General features: G+C 68.3%; 17 protein-coding genes. 8 read left to right on the top strand and 9 right to left on the bottom strand.

The window, feature by feature from the left end; translation table 11 throughout:
* Positions 1 to 70: 70 nt before the first annotated feature.
* Genes JOF29_RS14830 through JOF29_RS14790 form a run of 9 tightly spaced genes read right to left on the bottom strand, consistent with a single transcriptional unit; the run spans position 71 to position 9,379 of the window.
* Positions 71 to 838, bottom strand: coding sequence for an enoyl-CoA hydratase/isomerase family protein (locus tag JOF29_RS14830; protein WP_209694776.1), 768 nt, complete (start codon positions 836 to 838; stop codon positions 71 to 73).
* Positions 831 to 1,898, bottom strand: coding sequence for an ABC transporter substrate-binding protein (locus JOF29_RS14825; protein WP_209694775.1), 1,068 nt, complete (start codon positions 1,896 to 1,898; stop codon positions 831 to 833). The genes JOF29_RS14830 and JOF29_RS14825 overlap by 8 nt, the downstream gene beginning before the upstream one ends.
* Positions 1,898 to 3,169, bottom strand: coding sequence for a CaiB/BaiF CoA transferase family protein (locus JOF29_RS14820; protein ID WP_209694774.1), 1,272 nt, complete (start codon positions 3,167 to 3,169; stop codon positions 1,898 to 1,900). The genes JOF29_RS14825 and JOF29_RS14820 overlap by 1 nt, the downstream gene beginning before the upstream one ends.
* Positions 3,166 to 4,296 carry an aldose 1-epimerase family protein gene (locus JOF29_RS14815; RefSeq protein ID WP_209694773.1) on the bottom strand — a complete coding sequence of 377 codons (1,131 nt, stop codon included), beginning with the start codon at positions 4,294 to 4,296 and terminating at the stop codon, positions 3,166 to 3,168. Before JOF29_RS14815 ends, JOF29_RS14820 begins: the two co-directional genes overlap by 4 nt.
* Positions 4,293 to 5,105, bottom strand: coding sequence for an SDR family NAD(P)-dependent oxidoreductase (locus JOF29_RS14810; RefSeq protein ID WP_209694772.1), 813 nt, complete (start codon positions 5,103 to 5,105; stop codon positions 4,293 to 4,295). Before JOF29_RS14810 ends, JOF29_RS14815 begins: the two co-directional genes overlap by 4 nt.
* Positions 5,102 to 6,268, bottom strand: coding sequence for a mandelate racemase/muconate lactonizing enzyme family protein (locus JOF29_RS14805; protein WP_209694771.1), 1,167 nt, complete (start codon positions 6,266 to 6,268; stop codon positions 5,102 to 5,104). Before JOF29_RS14805 ends, JOF29_RS14810 begins: the two co-directional genes overlap by 4 nt.
* Before the next feature lie 4 nt (positions 6,269 to 6,272).
* Positions 6,273 to 7,100: a carbohydrate ABC transporter permease gene (locus JOF29_RS14800; RefSeq protein WP_209694770.1), complete on the bottom strand. Its 828-nt coding sequence runs from the start codon at positions 7,098 to 7,100 to the stop codon at positions 6,273 to 6,275.
* A 3-nt stretch (positions 7,101 to 7,103) separates the two neighbouring features.
* Positions 7,104 to 8,075 carry a carbohydrate ABC transporter permease gene (locus JOF29_RS14795; RefSeq protein WP_209694769.1) on the bottom strand — a complete coding sequence of 324 codons (972 nt, stop codon included), beginning with the start codon at positions 8,073 to 8,075 and terminating at the stop codon, positions 7,104 to 7,106.
* Positions 8,072 to 9,379, bottom strand: coding sequence for an ABC transporter substrate-binding protein (locus JOF29_RS14790; RefSeq protein WP_209694768.1), 1,308 nt, complete (start codon positions 9,377 to 9,379; stop codon positions 8,072 to 8,074). The genes JOF29_RS14795 and JOF29_RS14790 overlap by 4 nt, the downstream gene beginning before the upstream one ends.
* A 154-nt stretch (positions 9,380 to 9,533) precedes the next feature.
* Between JOF29_RS14790 and JOF29_RS14785 the strand changes: the two genes are divergently transcribed.
* The 8 genes from JOF29_RS14785 (at position 9,534) to JOF29_RS14750 (ending at position 18,411) form a co-directional block, all read left to right on the top strand.
* A complete protein-coding gene (locus tag JOF29_RS14785; RefSeq protein WP_209694767.1) occupies positions 9,534 to 10,283 on the top strand; it encodes a FadR/GntR family transcriptional regulator in 750 nt (249 codons plus the stop codon).
* Positions 10,284 to 11,139: 856 nt separating this feature from the next.
* Positions 11,140 to 12,483 carry a right-handed parallel beta-helix repeat-containing protein gene (locus tag JOF29_RS14780; protein ID WP_209694766.1) on the top strand — a complete coding sequence of 448 codons (1,344 nt, stop codon included), beginning with the start codon at positions 11,140 to 11,142 and terminating at the stop codon, positions 12,481 to 12,483.
* A 365-nt stretch (positions 12,484 to 12,848) separates the two neighbouring features.
* Positions 12,849 to 13,997 (top strand): glycoside hydrolase family 183 protein, encoded by a 1,149-nt coding sequence (locus JOF29_RS14775; RefSeq protein WP_209694765.1) that lies wholly within the window; start codon positions 12,849 to 12,851, stop codon positions 13,995 to 13,997.
* 44 nt (positions 13,998 to 14,041) lie between these two features.
* Positions 14,042 to 15,382, top strand: a complete 1,341-nt coding sequence (locus JOF29_RS14770; protein ID WP_209694764.1) for an extracellular solute-binding protein — start codon at positions 14,042 to 14,044, stop codon at positions 15,380 to 15,382.
* A gap of 7 nt (positions 15,383 to 15,389) precedes the next feature.
* A complete protein-coding gene (locus JOF29_RS14765) occupies positions 15,390 to 16,370 on the top strand; it encodes a carbohydrate ABC transporter permease (protein ID WP_209694763.1) in 981 nt (326 codons plus the stop codon).
* A 24-nt stretch (positions 16,371 to 16,394) separates the two neighbouring features.
* Positions 16,395 to 17,222: a carbohydrate ABC transporter permease gene (locus JOF29_RS14760; RefSeq protein ID WP_209694762.1), complete on the top strand. Its 828-nt coding sequence runs from the start codon at positions 16,395 to 16,397 to the stop codon at positions 17,220 to 17,222.
* A gap of 80 nt (positions 17,223 to 17,302) precedes the next feature.
* Positions 17,303 to 17,608: a hypothetical protein gene (locus JOF29_RS14755; RefSeq protein ID WP_209694761.1), complete on the top strand. Its 306-nt coding sequence runs from the start codon at positions 17,303 to 17,305 to the stop codon at positions 17,606 to 17,608.
* Positions 17,609 to 17,613: 5 nt separating this feature from the next.
* A complete protein-coding gene (locus JOF29_RS14750; RefSeq protein WP_209694760.1) occupies positions 17,614 to 18,411 on the top strand; it encodes a hypothetical protein in 798 nt (265 codons plus the stop codon).
* The last annotated feature ends 370 nt before the right edge of the window (positions 18,412 to 18,781 follow it).

Genomic DNA, 18,781 nt, shown 5'->3' with positions numbered 1-18,781 from the left:
CTGCCACCGGCGCCCCGGGGCTCCATCCCGCGTGGCGCACAGGTCGCGCGCCTCGCGCAATGGGGCGGTGCTAGGTCCGGGTGAAGCGGGGGGCGCGTTTCTCGGCGAAGGCTGCGCGGCCCTCCGCGGCGTCGCTGGTTGCGAAGCAGATCGTCTGTACGTCGCGTTCGTAGGCGACCGCCTGTTCCAGCGGCATGTTCAGGGCGGCCGACACGTTGGCCTTCGCGGTCTCGACGGCGATCGGGGCGCGGGAGGCGATCGTGGTGGCGAGTTCCAGCGCCCGGGGCAGCAGGGCGTCCGGCTCGAGGACCTCGCTGACCAGCCCCCAGGTCAGCGCGCGCTGTGCGTCGACGGGGTCGCCGGTCATCAGCATCAGCGCGGCGTTTCCCGGACCGACGGTGTGGGTCAGCAGCGCGGACATCCCGCCGCCGCCGATCCATCCGAGCTTCACCTCGGCCGCCGCGAACACCGCCGTACTCGATGCCAGGCGGATGTCGCAGATCAGCGCCGTTTCGAGTCCGCCGCCGAGGGCGAACCCGTTGACTGCGGCAACTATCGGTTTCCGGAGGACCTTGAGCGCGTCGCAGTAGTCCGCGCGGTTCCGGAACGCCCACGGGGTCGGGTACTTGTCGAGCTCCGCGATGTCGGAGCCGGCGCTGAAGGCGCGCCCGGTGCCGGTCAGGATGACGGCGCGTACGTCGTCGGAATCGTTGCAGTGCCGGGCCAGTCCGACCAGCGCGTCGGACATGCCTGCGGTCACCGCGTTCAGTTTCGCGGGCCGGTCGAGGGTGATGACGGCGACCTGGCCGTGCTGCTCGAACTGCACCTCTTCACTCATTGCCGATGCCTTTCCACAGGGTCGCGAGCTGGTCGAGGCCCGCGGTGGTCGTGACGTCGCCGTACACGATGTCCCGGATCAACTCGCCGGCCGCGGTCTGGAACTCGATGTAGCCGGGGTTGCGGGGTCGTACCCAGGCTGACGTGATGGTGCTCAGCGTCGATCGGTAGAAGCCGGCGACGGGTGCGTTGACCGTGTCCGAGGTCCAGGCGCTGAGTCGGGCGGGCTGGCCGGAGTACGCCGGTACGAACGTCTCCTGTGCTGTTGCCGACAGCAACCAGCGGAGGTGGTCGAGGAGCTCGGGGGTGGCCGGGCAACGGCGCGTGATCGCCAGGCCGGTGCCGCCGATCGTCGAACCCGGCCTCGATCCTGGGTACTCCGATGGCGCGTCGGTGAAGGTGACGCGGCGCGTTAGTGTGGTGGACGAGTAGTTCACGTAGCCGTAGACCAGCGGGCAGTGCGCGACGGTGTCGTCGGAGACCATCGCGTCCAGCAGGCCGATCGGGTCGAGGGTCTGGGTGTCCTTGGGCGCGCGGGTTGCCAGGTCGGTCATCAGTTCGAGCGCGCGTTGGGCGGTGGCGGTGGGGGTGAAGGTGGGCTCCTCCCCCAGCGCTACCGAGATCGACATGTAGGTGAGCAGCGCGTGCGGACCGGCGACGCACAGGGCTACCGGTGCCCGGTGCGACAGGGCGATCACCTCCGGCCAGAGCCGCGGCGGCGGGCCGGCGAGGTCGGTGCGGGTCGCGGCGACCTGGGTGGCGGCGTCCAGCGGGAGCGCCCAGAGGTGGCCGTCCAGTTGGTACGACGCGACACTCGGCCCGACGAATTCGCCGTCCAGCAGGTCGTCGACCGGTTGCAGGTACTCCGTCGCGTCGCCGAGATGCGGGTGGTCGAGCACGATCACGTCGTACCGCTCGGCCAGCTCGCTGATCGGCGTGGACTCGAACCCGCTCAACGGATGCACGTCCCAGACCAGATCGATCCCGCGCTGCACAGACGCTTGCACCAGCGCGTCCCGCCCCCGCGGATGATCCCAGGTCAACCCGCGGTAAGACCCCATCACCGCACCCCGATATCGGGGGCCACGCCCGCCGAGCGGGTGTCAGGGGCGGGCGAGCGCCTGCCGGCGTCCTCCAGGCGGGTTTCGGCGACTGTCCCGTCGTCCAGCAGCTCCGTGATCTCGTCTGGAGTGAGGCCGGCCTCGGTCAGGATCTCGCGGGTGTGTTCGCCGACCAGGGGTGCGCCGCGCTCGACCGTTGCGGGGGTCTTCTCGAAGGTGTACGGGAAGCCGGGTGTCTTGACGCGGCCCTCGGTGGGGTGGTCGTACTCGACGAAGGTTCCGTTGTGCCGGATCTGCGGATCGTCGACCAACTGCTGGTAGTCGTACACCGGCCCGCACCAGATCCCGGCCTCGGTCAACGCCGTCAGCCATTCGTCCGTCGTACGCAGCAGCAGCCGCTCGGCGGTCAGCCGGAACAGCTCGTCGCGATGCGTCCAGCCGTGTACCTCCGAGTCCATCTCCAGGAACCGGTCCTCGCCGATCACCCGCCCGAGCGTCGGCAGGTCCGGCATCGCCAGCGCGAGGAAGCCGTCCGCGGTCTTGAACGTCCCGTACGGCGCCCTGATGTAGACGTGCGCATGCGGCTCCGACCCCCGCTGCTGCGGGATCCCGCCCGCGGTGAACACCGACAGCTCCTGCATCTGCAGCGTGGTGATCGCGTCCAGCATGTTCACCTTCACCAGCTGCCCCTCGCCGGTCCGCTCCCGATGCAGCAACGCCGCGAGCACCGCCTCGAACGCGGTCGACGCGGTCACGGCGTCGACGAGGTACTGCCCGGCCGGCTGCGGCGGCTCGCCGTGCCGGCCGGTCGACAGCATCGCCCCAGACCTTGCCTGCAGCAACAAGTCCTGGCCCGGCAGATTCCGGTGCGGCCCGTCCTCGCCGTACCCCGACATCGACACGTAGATCAGGCGCGGATTGACCGCAGACAGCGTCGGATAGTCGACGCCCAGCCGCTCGGCCACGCCGGGCCGGTAGTTCTGCAGGAACACGTCAGCGGTCTCCACCAGGCGGGTCAGCACCTGTTTCCCGGCTGCCGACTTGAGGTCGACGGCGAGTGAGCGCTTGTTCCGGTTGAGGGACAGGAACGACACGTTGATCGCGTTCCCCTGCGCGCCGCCGGCCGCGGCGTGCCGTTGCCACTCGCCGGTGACCGGCTCGACCTTGACCACGTCGGCGCCGAGGTCACCGAGGCGCTGCGCGGCGAACGGCCCCGCCATCGCGATCGAGCAGTCGAGCACCCGATAGCCGTCGAGGATGCTGCGCGTCATAGGTTGCTCCCTTCGGGCTGCCCGGCCACGCGGCGTACGGCGTCCCGGGCGGCGGTGGTCGCCTCGACGCCGTCGAGGACGCGGATCGTGGTGCGGTACGACCGGGACTCGCCATGCTCGAGCCACGTCATCGACCCGTCCTCGCGGGCGGCTGCGTCGCCGGTGACGTGGTGCGTCGACGGTTCGAGGCCGACGGCGTACTGGCCGCTGCGCAGGTTCTGCCATTCGAAGAAGCTCGGCATGGTGGCCGCGTCCCAGCTCACCTCGACCCCGAACGTACTGTCGCCGCGGATCAGCGCGACCCGGTGCCGACCGTCCTCGTCGGCGACCAGGCGGTGCTCGTACACCTGCTCCACGAACCCCGGCTGCGGGTCTGGCAGCACCCGGTACGAGACGCCCTGCACGGCCGCCGAGTCGCTCTGCCAGGTCGTCTCGGCGATCGGCGCGACGAGTTCGGTCCCGGCGTCGATCACCGGCCAGCCGAAGTTCAGGTGGTACAGGAACATGTGCGGCGTCCGTTCGTACCCGACGTTGTCGACCACGTCGTACAGCCGGATCTCGAGCCCGTCGAAGTCGACCTCGATCGTCCGGGTCAGCCGCAGGTGCTCACCGAACGACGTCGCCTGCACGACCTCGCCCCGCACCCGCAACGTGCAGCGGTCGCCGTCCCACACCTCGCCTGCCTCGAGCAGCCGCCCGGGGATCGCGGTGAGCCGGCCGTGCAGCCCGTGCGCCACGGTCCGCTTCGGCGGATACCGGTACTGCGTCGCGTCGACCTCGTTCCCGAACAGCGTGTGGTCGAGCCCGCCGGACACCAGCAGCCCGTCGAGCGCCCGCAGCCAGGACAGCCCGCCCTCGTCGCTGTGCTCGTGCAGCCCCGGATGCCGGAACCCGTTCCCCGACCGCCACCCGAACGGTACGCCGCGAAACCGGGCACCTCCCAGATCGAGCGCGCGATCGACCAGCACCTCCACCTCGAGCCCGGCAGCACTCCGCAGCTGGACCGCCCGTACGCCGCGCTCGACCCCGTTGCCCAGCACAACTTCCCGAACCCCGGCAACACTCGCCAGGTCCCCGGTCCGCTCCCGCAACGCGGCCACCGACACCTCAGATCCGAAGATGTTCACGCCATCACCCATCCGCCGTCGACATTGATCGTCTGCCCGGTGACGAACGACGCGTCCGGGCCGGTCAGGAACGACACCACCGCGGCGATCTCGGAAGGTGCGCCGCGGCGTTTGATCGCCTGGTGGTCGAGGACGAACTCCGAGTAGGCCTCCGGGTTCTCGTGGATCGTCTCAGCCTTCGTGGGGAAGGCGCCTGGCGAGACGGCGTTGACGCGGATTCCTTCCGGGCCCAGCTCCCGGGCGAGGGCGCGGGTCAGGGAGACGGCGGCGCCCTTCGTACTGACGTAGCTCGCCAGTTTGTCCCAGCCGCCGTGCCAGGTGATCGACGCGAGGTTGACGATCGAGCCGGTCTGCCGGGATCGCATCGAGCGGGCCGCGGCCTGGGCGGCGACGAAGTACGCGCGCTGGTTGACCGCGACGACGTCGTCGTACTCCGTGAAGGGGATGTCGAGGAACGGCGTCGCGGGGTAGATCGCGGCGTTGTTCACGAGCACGTCGAGGGGGCCGAGTGCGTCCTCGGCGGCGGTGATCGTGTGGACGATCGCCGCGGCGTCGCGCAGGTCGATCGGCAGTGCGCGGACCGTGGCGCCCGCCGACTTCAGCACGGCCTCGGACTCGGTCAGCCCTTCGCCAGGCAGGTCGAGCAGCGCCACGCCGTACCCGTCTGCAGCCAGCCGCAACGCAATCGCCCGCCCCAGTGAACCTCCCGCGCCAGTCACCACCGCCGACCTCACCGCTCCGTCGGGTAAGGCGGCCGCCGCCGGCTCGCCTACGGCCGAGGTCGCGGGGTCCTGGCCGCCGAGCGTCATCGGGCCTCCCCGTTGCGGATCGCGGGCTTGACCACGAGGCGACGGCCCGCGCGGTCCGGGCGAACGTGCGGGCCCGCGTCCTCGTCCCAGCTGCCGGGTCCGGCGAGCCGGGCGATCGCGTCCTCGTCGACGACGTACCCGAGCCCCGGCGCCTCCCCCAGCACCAGATGACCGTCGACGACCTCCTGGTCCGCGCGGATCCCGACCGGCATACCAAGGTCCTGGATCTCGATCGACAAATGATTCGGTACGACGGCCGCCGCATGGCCGAGCGGGTTCACGTCGTACCCGACCGGGCTGACCGGAAGATCGAACGCATGCGCCAGCGCCGACACCCGCAGGAAGTGCGTGATCCCCCAAACGCTCCCGGTCTGCACGATGTCGACAGCGTTCGCCGCCAGCAACGGACGGAACTGCTCAAGCCCGGTGAGGTTCTCCCCGGTCGCCACCGCCGCCTTCACCGACCGCGTCACCATCGCGAGCCCGTCGACGTCCCACCGCCGTACCGGCTCCTCGACCCAGGCGAGGTCCACGTGCTCCTCGATCCGCCGGATGTGCCGGACCGCCTCCTTCCGCGCCCACGACTCGTTCGCATCCAGCATCAGCGCAGGCGCCGACCCGATCTGCTCCCGATACAGCTCGCTCAACAGATCGAGCCGACGCACGTCGTCGGCCACGTCGAGGCCGCCCTTGAGCTTCACCGCCTGCAGCCCACGCTCCGCGAACTGCTTGTGCAGCCGGATCAGCTCGTCGTCCGGCAACGGCCCGTCCAGCCCCGACGCGTACGCCGGTACGACGTGATCGCGGGCGCCGAGCAGCCGCCACAACGGCTGCTCGACCGCCTTCGCCTTGAGGTCCCACAACGCCATGTCGAGAGCACCGATGGCACCGAACACGGCGCCGGTGTGCCCCCGCTTGAACACCCACGCGAGCATCCGGTCGTACAGCGCCACGACCGCCCGCGGGTCTTGCCCGTCGAGCGCCGGGAACAGCGCGTCGACGCCATCGTGCGAGCCCAGCCCGATCCCTTCCAGCCCGGTGTCGGTGGTCAGTACGACGATCGGCACCGACGTACGGCCGGAACCGACCGTCCCGTTGGCGTCACCGATCGGTCTGCCCCAGTCGTGCACCGTGCTCAGCGTGCGGTATCCCGTGATGCGCATATGGCTATCCCTTGGTCGAGCCGGCGGTGACACCGTCGGTGATCTGGCGCTGGAAGAACAGGTAGATCGCGATCACCGGCACGGCGGCGACGAGTACCCCGCCGGCGAACAGCGGGATGTTGTCGGAGTACTGCCCGCGCAGCGCGGTCACCCCGACCATCAGCGTGCGGTGCTGCTCGGACTGCATCACGAGCAGCGAGATGAGTACGTCGTTCCAGCAGAACAACGCGTTCAGGATGCCGACCGACAGCAGCGCCGGGCGGCCGAGCGGCAGCATGATCCGGCGGTACACACCGAGCGTCGTACTGCCGTCGACCCGGGCCGCCTCGACCACCTCGGCCGGGATCCGCGAGTAGAAGCTCGTCATCAGGAAGATCGTGAACGGCAGGAACTGCCCGGTGTACGCGAGGATCAGACCCGGGTACGTGTCCAGCAGGTGCACCTGGCCGAGCACCCGGAAGAACGGCACCATGATCACCTGGAACGGAATCATCAACGCGCCCAGGCAGACCAGGAACAGCCACTTCCGGCCGCGGAACGTCACCTGGCTGAACGCGTACCCGGCCATCGAGCCGAGCAGCAGCAACAACGCGACCGCGCCGGCGGTGACCACGATCGAGTTGAGCGTGTACCGGCCGAGCCCCGACGAGCTCCACGCGTCCGCGACGTTCGCCGCGGTCAGGTGGTCGGCCAGCGAGAACTGGTTCAGCACGTACTCGCGGCGCGACTTCATCGCGACGTTCAGCGTGAACAGCATCGGGTAGATCGTGGCCAGCGCCAGCAGGCACATCGGTACGGCGACGATCCACCGGGTGAAACCGCGTTCACGCATCGGTCACACCTCCTTGGTGGCGCGCTTGATCAGCCGGATCTGCGCGAGCCCGACCACCAGCATCACGAGGAACAGCACCATCGACGCGGCCGACGCCAGCGCCGGGCTGTTCAGCTGGCCCTGGGTGACCCAGATGTAGAACTCCGGCAGGTACGTCGCGCCGCCCGGACCGCCCGCGGTCATCACGTAGACCAGCCCGAACATGCCGGTCAGCATCCCGATCATCGTGGTGACGAAGACGAACTGGATCGTCTGGCTGAGCTCCGGGACCACCACGTGCCGGATGGTCTGCGGCAGGTTCGCGCCGTCGCAGCGGGCCGCGTCGAGCAGCGACTGGTCGAGCGTCGAGAAGCCCGCCATGAAGATCACCAGCGCCATCCCGAACGTCGCCCAGATGTGGACGCCGATCACCGACACGATCGCGAGGTGCGGGTTGCCGAGCCAGTCGACCGGGCCGATACCGATCACGCCGAGCAACTGGTTCAACGGCCCGTCGACGGACAGCAGGATGTTGAAGATCGCGCCGATGATCACCGGCGACAGCACCACCGGGAAGAAGTACACGCTGCGGTAGAACCGATGGCCGGGCACCTTCAGGAACAGGAACGTGGCCAGGATCCCCGGTATCGCGACCGCGACCGGCAGGGCCAGGAACAACAGCCCGACGTTCTTCACCGCGGTCCGGAAGACCGGGTCCGCGGCCAGCGTCCGGTAGTTGGCCAGACCAACGAACAAGCCGTTGCGGTCACCGTCCCCGGTGAGCGAGTACTGCGCACCGAGGACGAGCGGCACGACCCGCAACCCGACGATGATCAACAGCGCCGGCGTCACCAGCACCAGTGCAGCGATCTGATGCTCGCCGAGGCGCCGGCGGCGGGTGGCCGTCGTCCGGGCCGTCGTCGCAGGCTGGAGTTGCCGAGCTGCGGGCGCCTGCTGAGGCTCCTGGATCACGGTGTGTTCTTCGGACACGGTCACTTGTCCGACGCTGCCAGCTGTGTGAGGACCTGATCGACGGTCACGTCACCGCTGATCAGCTGCTGCGACAGCCGGTGCATGAGGTCGAGCGTCTTCGCCGACAGCGCGGTGTGCAGCAGCGGCTTGCTGTCCGGGAGCCAGGACACGATCTCGCCGGCCGCCGGTACGTCGACCGCCTTGGTGTCGATGGTCTTGTCGGCCGCGATCGCGCCGGCCTTCTCGAAGAAGAGCTTCTCCGCGTCGGTACTCGCCAGGCTCTTGACCAGGTCCATCGCCAGGGCCGGATCCTTCGTCCACTTCATCACGCCGTACCCGATGCCGCCCTCGGCCGGGAGGAACGTCGACTTCACGTTCGCCGGGTCCGAGATCGGCGCCTTGTAGACGCCCAGGTCCGGGCCGAGGAACTCGTCGAAGGACTTCCAGTGCGCGGTGTCCGAGATCAGGCCGATCACGTTGCCGCCCTTGCCGCCGGAGAACATCGTGAACTGGTCGTTGAACATGGCGGTCGAGTTGACGCCCTTGTTGTACCAGCCGTCGTCGTTGGTCTTCTTCCACAGCTCGAAGATCTGCTTGACCTCGGGCGACTTCCAGTCCCGCTTGCCGGCCAGCCAGTCGTCGTACTGCGCCGGGCTGAAGACGCCCGGGCCGAACCCGGACAGGAAGAACTCGATGCCGAGGCCCTCCTTGTTGCCGAGGTTGAAGCAGGCGTTGCCGGACTTCTTGATCGCGGCGCAGTCCGTCTGCAGCTCGGTCACCGTCGCCGGAGGCTTGTTCGGGTCGAGGCCGGCCTTCTTGTAGACGGCCTTGTTGTAGTAGAAGGGGAAGCCCTGCAGCGTGACCGGCACGGCGTACGTCGTCTTGTCCTTGCGGAACGCGTCCCAGCCGACGAGCCGGTCCTTCAGGTCGCCGAGCTTGTCGTCGAGCGGCAGCAGCGCCGTGGCCCGCTCGCGCATTTGCGCGCCGCCGTTGAACATCGAGATGTCCGGGCCCTTGGCGGCCTGGATCGCCGTACCGAGGAGTGTGTAGTACTGGTCGTAGGGCTGCGCGACGAACTCGACCTGGACGCCGGGGTGCTTGGCCTGGAAGTCGGACTTGGCCTTCGCGTAGTAGTCCTTGGTGGTGGCGTCGCCGGAGTGCCAGTCCCAGACGACCAGCTTGCCGGATCCGGTGCTGCCTCCGCTGCCCGCCTGACTCTGCGGGGCGGCCGCACCGCAGGCGGCGGAGACGAGCGCCAGCGCCGGGACGAGCGCGGCGGCGATCCAGCCGCGGCGGAATTGCCAGACATGGCCTGAGGCGCTCGGCATGATCACGCCCTCCTTCGTTCTTCGTTCGAGTTCATGGGCTCCTGTTGTGGCAAGATGTTAGTTGTCTGTTGTCTGTTGTCAAGAGTTTGTTGACTGCTGACAGATGAGCGACAATCCGTGTACGCATCGGCACATCGGAGCTGGGAGGCAAGTGATGTCGGACCCCGGACAGGCAACCGTGCGACTCGCGCCCGCGGCGGCGGCCCGCCGCCCGGCACGACTGGCCGACCTGGTAGTCGAGTCGGTCCTCGACGGGGTGGTGTCCGGCGCGATCCGGCCGGGCGCCGCGCTGCCGCCCGAGTCGGCACTCTCCGAGCAGTTCCAGGTCAGCCGGATCACGGTCCGGGAGGCGGTGAAGCTGCTCGAGGCGAAGGGTCTGGTCGAGGTCCGGCGCGGGGTCGGCGCAGTCGTCAAGGACGACTCCAGCTGGAACCTGCTGGACGCCGACGTCCTCGCGTCCGCGATGCGGAACGATGCGAACCTGACCATCCTCGACGAGCTCGTCGGCGTCCGGATCGCGCTCGAGTCGAACCTGGCCGGGCTGGCCGCGGAGCACGCGACCGACGAGGACCGGGCCGCGATCGAGGCGGTCTTCCACCGGCTGGAGGCCGATACGTCGCGGCCGGAGGTCTTCATCCAGACCGACGTCGAGTTCCACGACCGGATCATGGCGGCGTCGGGGAATCGGCTGGCGCGGTCGATCGTCAGCACGGTGCACAGCCAGGCGCGGACCAGCATGCGGTACCAGGGGCACCCGAGCGTCGAAGACGTCCGTACGACGAACTCCGAACACCGGATCGTCCTCGACCACATCCTCGCCCGCGACCCCGCCGGCGCCGCCACCGCGATGACCAACCACATCCGCTCCGCCTGGCAACGCCGCCGCCCCCTCCCACCCGCCTGACCCGCACGACACCCGCCCGCCTGACGCCCGCCGGGCCTCTCCCGCTGCAGGTACCGCGGCGCTCGCTTCCTCCCCTCCGCTTGTCCACCTACCGTTGCCGGATTCGGTCATAGACCCTTGACGACCATCTCCGGGACTTCTACGTTGCCGCTGACAGATAACAGACAACAGACGACATAGGAGTTCTGGATGACCCGACATCGTCCGGTCCGAGTGCTCGCTGCCGCCTCCGCGCTGGCGCTCGCCGCAGTCGCCCTCGCCGCCCCGACCTTCGCCGCCCCACGATCGACCGACGTCATCGTCGTCGCCCCGGACGGCAAGAAGCCCAAGAACCTCGACGCCGACCAGGTCGTCCGTACCCTCGGCGCCGCCCAGGCCCCTCGTCCGCGCCCGCAGTTCGACCACCGACGTCCGCGTCCTCCTCGCCGGCGGCACCTACGAGCTGCCCGCCCCACTCCAGTTCGGCACCCGCGACGGCGGCCGCAACGGTCACACCGTCAGCTGGCAGAGCGTCCCCGGCCAACGCGCCGTACTCTCCGGTGGCTCCAGGATCACCGGCTGGAAACTGACCGACCCCACCAAGAACATCTGGTCCGCCACCGTCCCCGCGGGCACACAATCGCGCCAGCTCTACGTCGACGGCAAGCTCGCCCAGAAGACCCAACTACTACTGGCCGAGTCCAAGAAGACCCGCGGCAACCTGGTCTTCAGCGAACGCGGCCTCACCATCAACGACCCGGCACTCGCCGCCCAGATCGCCGGCCTGTCCAACCCGGGCGCGCTGGAGATCGAGGAGCTCGGCTCGTTCACCGACCGCTACTCCCCCGTCCACTCGGTCGACGGCAACACCCTGGTGATGGAGCAGCCGGCCTGGGACAACAACAACTTCGGGTACGACACGCTCAAGTCGCCGTACGCCCGCGGCGCGATCTACCTGAACAACGCGTACGAGCTGATCTCCGGCCCGAACCAGTGGTACCTCGACTCCGCGAAGGGCAAGCTCTTCTACCGCCCCGCCGACGGCCGGTCGATGACCACGACCGACGTCCGGCTCCCGCGGCTCGAGTCCCTCGTCCGGATCAGCGGGAGCTACTCCGAGCCCGTCCAGAACCTTGCCTTCAGCAACATCACGTTCGCGCACAGCACCTGGAACTTCCCGAGCGGCCCGCAGGGGTACGTCGACCAGCAGAGCGGTGCGCACGCGGTCGGCGAGTACCCGAAACCCGCCGACTTCCTGACCAGCTGCCAGAACGGCTGCCCGGAGTTCGAGAAGACCCGCAACGAGTGGCACCAGATCCCGGCCGCCGTCCAGGTGTCCGCCGCCGCGCACGTGAGCTTCGACGGCAACAGCTTCGAACAGCTCGGATCGGTCGGGCTCGGCCTCGGCATGGACCCGAACGCGCACACCTCCGGCACCGGGTACGGCGCCTCCGAGATCGATGTCCGCGGCAACAGTTTCACGAGCAGCGCCGCCTCGGCGATCGTCGTCGGCGGCGTACAGCCCGGCGCCCACCACCCGCGGGACCCGCGGATGACGAACCACGACATTAGGATTGTCGACAATACGATCAGCGGCGTGTCGAAGGAGTACCGCGACAACGCCGGCATCCTGTCGACGTACGTCACCCGGGCGACGATCACGCACAACACGCTCACCGACCTGCCGTACGACGGCGTCGACATCGGCTGGGGCTGGGGCATCAACGACCCGGGCGGCAACCAGTACTACCTGAAGGCTGGGCTGTACAACTACCAGCCGATCTACCGGACGCCGACGACGTTCCGCGAGAACTACGTCGCGTACAACCTGATCCACGACACCAAGCAGGCGATGCACGACGGCGGCAGCATCTACACACTGTCCGCGAGCCCGGGCACCGTGATCGAACGCAACTACGTGTACGACAGCCAGGTGACGTTCGGCGCCCTGATCGACCAGGGCACCCGGTACGTCGTGATGCGCGACAACGTGTTCCTCGGCAGCAGCCGCTGGGTCTACATCAACTCCGACGCCGGCAACCCGGACACCTTCAACACCAAGGACAACCTGGTCACCGGCAACTGGTGGGACGTCGGCCCGGAACGCAACCCCGAAGGCCCCGGCTACAACAACCAGGTGACCGGCAACACCCAGATCACCGACGACAACCTCCCACCCGAAGCCCGCCAGGTGATAACCGAGGCCGGCGCCCGCTCCTAACTGAGAGAGGTTCGTCGAGTCGTGGGGTTCGGCGAGCGACACGCCGTACCCTGCGACCCCGATCCACGACTCGCGGCTGAGGGCAACAGCCAACCGAAGGGGTGATCTCAGCTTCGGCTCAGTTTCCAGCGCCCGCCGTACCGACTCGTCAGCCTCCTAAGCGCGAATTCGCCCGAAGCCGACGTCCGGCCCCGTCACCCGTGCACCTGCCCGGTCCCGGCACAGGTGCACGGTACACGCCACGTCAGCCCACGAATTCGCTCCGCAGCGGCCACGGTGCAGCCACCCGTCGTGCCCAGATCGTTGCCTCGCCATCGCTCCTTGACCCATTGTGCGGGAAATCGATTTCTGCCAAACTCCCCCGCATGAACAGCGTGGGCAGGGTGGGTGTGGTGGCGGGGCTGGCTGGGCTGGCCGCGCTGGCACTGTCGAGCACTGCTGCCTGCAGCGGGACCCCCTCCACGGCCGATCCGCGGCTGGACGGCGACCAGCGCGCGCCCTTCCGGCTCGGTGGGGTCGAGCACCTGACGAAGGTAGCCCAGCTGACAGGTCACGACTCGATGAACCACACCGGAGCCGTCGAGGTGGCCGGGCAGGATCTCGGGTCGATGTTCGACGCCGACGGGCGTACCTGGTTCGTGTTCGGTGACACCTTCGGGCAGCGCGAGGCCGGGCTGACCGGTGGCGGGGGCACCGAGTGGCGGTCGAACACGATGGCGTGGACCACCGACAGCAACCCGGCCGACGGGATCACGTTCGGCGGTTACGTCACCGACGACACCGGCTGGGCGAAGGAACTGATCCCGGGCAAGAAGGTCGACAACGACGAGATGACGATCATCCCGACGTACGGCTTCGCCGCGAACGGCGCCATGTACCTTGCGTACATGTCCGTGCGGCACTGGGGCGACCCGGGCGAATGGGAGACCAACTACGCCGGCCTCGCGAAGTCGACCGACCACGGCCAGAACTGGACCACCCTCGACTCCCCGCGCTGGGACGGCAACAGCAACTTCGTCCAGGTCAGCGTCACGAACGTCGACGGAACGCTGTACTTCTGGGGCGTCACGCACGGCCGGTTCGGCGGCGTCGCCCTGATGCGGGTCGCGGAGGCGGACGTCGAGCACCAGAACGCCTACGAGTACTTCACCGGCGTACGCGACAGCAAGCCGACCTGGGGCAAGGACCCGGCGGCGGCCGCCCAGATCGTCGACGGAACCGTCGGCGAGCTCTCGGTGATGTGGAGCGAGTACCTCGACCGCTGGATCATGACCGCGACCGACGGGTCGGGCGCGGGCTCGACGATCCGCGAAGGGATCTCGCCCTGGGGGCCGTGGGGCGACCCGAAACCCCTCGTCACACAGGAGGAGTTGCCCGGCGTCTACTCGCCGTACCTGCATCCCAGGTACGTCGCGAACGGCGGCCGGACGATCTACTTCTCGATCTCCCAGTGGGGTCCCTACAACGTGTTCTGGTACCGCGCCGACCTCGTGAAGCAGCCGTCAGCGAAGTGACCGGCACCCGGCACCACCTATCACAGATCACAAGGAGCATGAACATGCGTCACCGGAGACTCAGGATCCTCGTCGCATCAGCAGTGGCCGCGACCCTCGCCCTCGCCGGCTGCGGCTCGTCCGGCAACTCGGGGAGCTCCGGAGGAAAGGGCGGTACGACCGAGATCACCTTCTGGCAGCAGCAGTTCGAGCCGTACCAGCAGAAGTGGTTCAAGACGTACGTCGACAAGTTCAACGCGTCGCAGACCGCCGTCAAGGTCAAGTACCAGGTGGTCCCCGGCGACACCTGGACGCAGAAGCTCAAGGCCGCGCAGGCCGCCGGCACCCAGCCCGACGTCGCGACGACGAACTACGGCGGTATCCCGGCCGGCGTCGCGAACGGCCAGTTCGCCGAGCTCGACGGGCTGCTGCCCGGCAAGGCGTGGGACGACATCAAGCCCAACGTCAGCGGGTTCGTCAAGGTCGACGGCAAGCACTACGCGTACCCGATGCTCGTCGAGCCCTCGACCGTGCTCTACTACCGCAAGGACCTGGTGACGGCCGCCGGGCTCGACCCGAACTCGCCGCCGAAGACCTGGGACGAGCTCCTCACGTGGGCGCAGAAGCTGACCAAGGGCACCGTGAAGGGTATGTCGATCGCCTCGGTCGCACCCGACCTCGGCTGGTCGAGCTGGGGCCTGCAGTACAACGCGTGCGGCCACCTGCCGATCAACGACGACTGGTCCGCCGCCAACGCCAAGGACCCGTGCTACGCCAAGCTCTTCCAGCTGTACCAGACCCTGTTCCAGAAGGGCTGGATCCCGCAGCAGCCGAAGGTCGGGTACGCCGACGCCTCGCCGTACGGCCAGGGCCAGGTGGCGATGATGGCGGACGGCTCGTGGGCGGTCGGCCAGCTCAAGCAGAGCTTCCCGGCGATGATCAAGAACACCATGGTCGCGCCGTTCCCGTCCGTCGACGGCGACCCGAGCAAGCCGACAGCGACGCTCGGCGGCTGGACGCTGACGGTCGACGGCAAGTCCAAGCAGAAGGAGGCGGCGGCCAAGTTCATCGACTACCTGCTCGCCGGCGACCCGGCGATCATGGCCGACTTCTTCCGGCAGAGCGGCTTCTCGAAGTACACCGTCCGTACCTCCGTCGACAAGGCGCTGGCCAGCGACCCGGCGGCCACGTCCGACCCGTTCATGAAGATCATCAGCGACAAGGTCGTCGCGACCGGCAAGGCCGAACCGGCGTACCCGTTCGACATCTCGCTCGCCTTCGCCACCGCGATCGAATCCGTGATGAAGGGCAAGTCCGACATCCCGTCCGCGACCCAGAAGGCGAGCGACGCGATCGACCGCGTCATCAAACAGCAGCACCTCAAGGGCACGGCACCGAAGGGCTGACCGAACGATGCTCGACACCTCGACACAACCGGCGGGCCAGGTCACCCAGGTGACCGGCCCGTCGCGCCGGACCCGCCGCCGCGGCCCGAAGGTCACCGACCAGGTGCCGCGGCACCTGCGCGCCCATCTGACCGCCTACCTGATGATCGCGCCGATGGTCGTGCTGCTCGGGATCTTCGTGATCTGGCCGCTCGTCTACGCGTTCTATCTCAGCTTCTTCGAGATGTCCTTCTACAAGGACGCCAAGTTCGTCGGGTTCGACTTCTACCAGTACGTGCTCACGGACCCGGACTTCTACGCGTCACTGTGGGTCGGCCTCAAGCTCGCCGTGATGGTGGTGCCGACGGTCCTCGTCCTCGCGCTGCTGCTCGCGAGCTTTATCGCGACGCTGTCGAAGCGGCTGGCGGCGTTCATGAAGACGACCGTCTACGTGCCGGCGGTCGTCTCGAGCGTCGTCGCCGCGATCATCTTCGTCTTCATCTACCAGGACGAGGGCGTCGCGAACTGGTTCATCGGGCTGTTCGGTCACGGACCGGTCGCCTGGCTGAACACGGCCGCGACCGCGCTGCCGGCGGTGGCGATCCCCGCGATCTGGCTCGGCTTCGGCGTCTCGACGCTGATCATGCTCGCAGGCATCCTCGACATCCCGGAGAGCTACTTCGAATCGGCCCGGCTGGACGGCGCGAACTTCTGGCAGCGGACCCGGTACATCACGATCCCGTCGCTGCGCAACGTCATCCTGTTCCTGCTCGTCACCGGGCTGACGCTGACGATCCAGGAGTTCCAGCTGCCGCTGGTGATGACGAACGGCGGCCCGGTGAGCGCCACCAACACGCCGAACCTCTACATCTTCAACAGCTTCCGCGACGGTACGCCGTACGCGACGAGCTACTCGCTGACGGCGGCGCTGCTGCTCTTCGTTGTCATCGGCACCATCTCGATCATCATCTTCCGGGTCGTCAGCTCCGAGAAGTCGTCGGACGCCTGAGGCGTCACCGAAAGGACCTTTTCGATGAACCGCTCGTGGTACGCCCCGCGCCGGCTGCTGTCGTACCTGCTGGTCGCCGGCATCGCCGTCACCGCGCTCTTCCCGCTCGCGTGGATGGCGATGTCCGGCTTCAAGAGCCAGACCGAGGTACTGCGCAGCCCGTTCCAGTTCTTCCCCGACGTCTGGCGGGTGGAGAACTACCGGCTGATCCTCGCCGACCCGGCGTTCGTCCGGGCGATGGCCATCACGTTCGCCGGCGCCGTGATCTTCACGATCGCGAGCCTGGTGGTGAACTCCACAGCCGCGTACGCGTTCGCCCGGCTCGAGTTCGCCGGCAAACGGCTGTGGTGGATCGTCTGCATCACCCCGATGTTCATTCCGGCGATGGCGATCCTGCTGACGTCGTTCGTCGTCGTGAGCAAGCTCGGCATGCTCGACACCCTGGCCGTGCTGATCGTTCCCGGTGTCGCGTCCAGCGCCCAGATGTTCTTCCTCCGGCAGTTCTACCTGAACATGCCGGCCGCGGTGGAGGAAGCCGCCCTGATCGACGGCGCCACCCGCTGGCAGATCTTCCTGCGGATCTTCGTACCGCAGTCCCTCGGCCCGTACGTCGTCGTCGGCATCGGCTCGTTCCTCGCGTACTGGAACTCCTACGTCTGGCCGGTCCTCGTCGTGTCGAACCCGGACCTGACCCAGATCATGCAGTACCTCGCCACGTTCCGCTCGTCCCGCGGCAACGACTGGGGCATGCTCATGGCCGGCTCCACCCTGGCCGCCCTCCCGACCATCGTCCTGGTCCTCATCTTCCAGCGCTACATAGTCAACGGCGTCCGCCTCGCCGGCCTCAAGTAGCCGGCGAGCCTGTTGACAGCGCGTGACACTGGGGCAACCCTGGACGGGGGACGGACTCGCCGGTCAGGCGTGGGGGGAACATGAGCGACAAGGACGGCGACGACGACGAGATCTTCGCCTATCGGATCATCGGTCCGGACGATGCGGGTGACGAGGGCGAGATCTTCACGGTCCGCGGTGCGCACAGCCTGTCCGGAGCGCGCGTCGGCAGTTGGCTGGCCGATCACGAGGGCGCGCTGCGGATCGACGTCCAGGTCCCGGAGGGCGCGGACGTCGCCGAGGAGGATCTCGGTGCGGTCGCCGAGGCCAACGAGGTGACGATCAGGATCTTCGTCGACGGCAAGCTGCAGGCCGAGTACACCGGGGAAACCGAAGCGTCGCCGTGACACCGGTGAGCCTGTTCCTCCGGGCTCGGGGCATACTCGGCTCCGCCCTGCAGGCGCTCGGAGCAAGGCTCGCGCCGGTCGCGGCCGAGACCCCCGCTCCGGCGAAGCCCGCGGACACCACGAGCGTCGACCGGGGCGACGTACACGCCGACGCGCTCAACCAGATGCGGACGGCCGTCAACTGGCTGATCGGCGCGCTCGCGGCCGTCGCTGCCGCGATGATCGCCGGCAGCCAGCTCTCCAGCATCGGCAAACTCAGCTGGACCGCGGACCACAGTCGCCTGCTCACCGCCCTGATCGGCGTCACCGCGGCCGTCGCGGCCATCCTGATCGCCATCGGCCTGCTGTACTACGCGCAGGCACCGATCAACACGGACTTCAGCCGCCTGACCAAGCTCGCCGGGCAGACCCGCAGGTGGGGGCTGAACGGGCGGCTCCGGAGCCAGGTGGAGCGCGACAGCACACTGCACCGCGGCACGGGCAGCCTCAGCGCGCTGATGACCGCGTTCGACGCGGTACGTGTCGAGTACCACGAGCTCAAGGACGCAGCGTACGACGCGGAGAAGAAGATCGCGGCCGCGCCCGACGAGGAAACGCGCGCAGCGGCCGCGAAGCTGAACGCAGTACGCGCCGTTGTGGATTCACGGCTCCAGGAGTACCGCAACGCGCTGCTGCGGGTGGCACGAGTCGACAAGTATCTCCGTACGCGCCGGACATACCGCGTGACCACGGCGATGGTCATCCTGCTGTCGGTCGCCGCCGCCTTCGGCTTCGTGGCGTTCGCCTGGGCGGCCAACCCGTAGGTCAACCGGTTCTGCAACTGCGTCTCGTACTCCTCGCGCATCGCGTCGCCGCTGGTGTTCGAGAACAACCCAACGGTCGGGTTGACCGCGGCCTTCGCGAGTACCTTCGTCTGGTACGCGTGTTGTACGTCGGCGGCCGGCCCGGCTGGTAGACGCTGCTCGTAGTCCGCCGGCACCATCCGCAGCTTCAGGTCGACCCCGAGCCGATCGTTCAGGCCGACCCAGTAGCTGTTGCTGCCCGCACCGGGCGGGACCGAGAGAAAGATGTTGCTCATCCCGCTGACGTCTCGCCGTTCCCGGTACGGCGACAGTCCTTGGACTGGATTGCCCGATCACCGGACGATATTTCCTGGCCCGCCGCTGGCGACGA

It is taken from the genome of Kribbella aluminosa (assembly GCF_017876295.1).
Lineage (GTDB): Bacteria > Actinomycetota > Actinomycetes > Propionibacteriales > Kribbellaceae > Kribbella > Kribbella aluminosa.
Note: the sequence above shows the minus strand (reverse complement) of the source record. Positions and strands in the feature narration are given on the sequence as shown.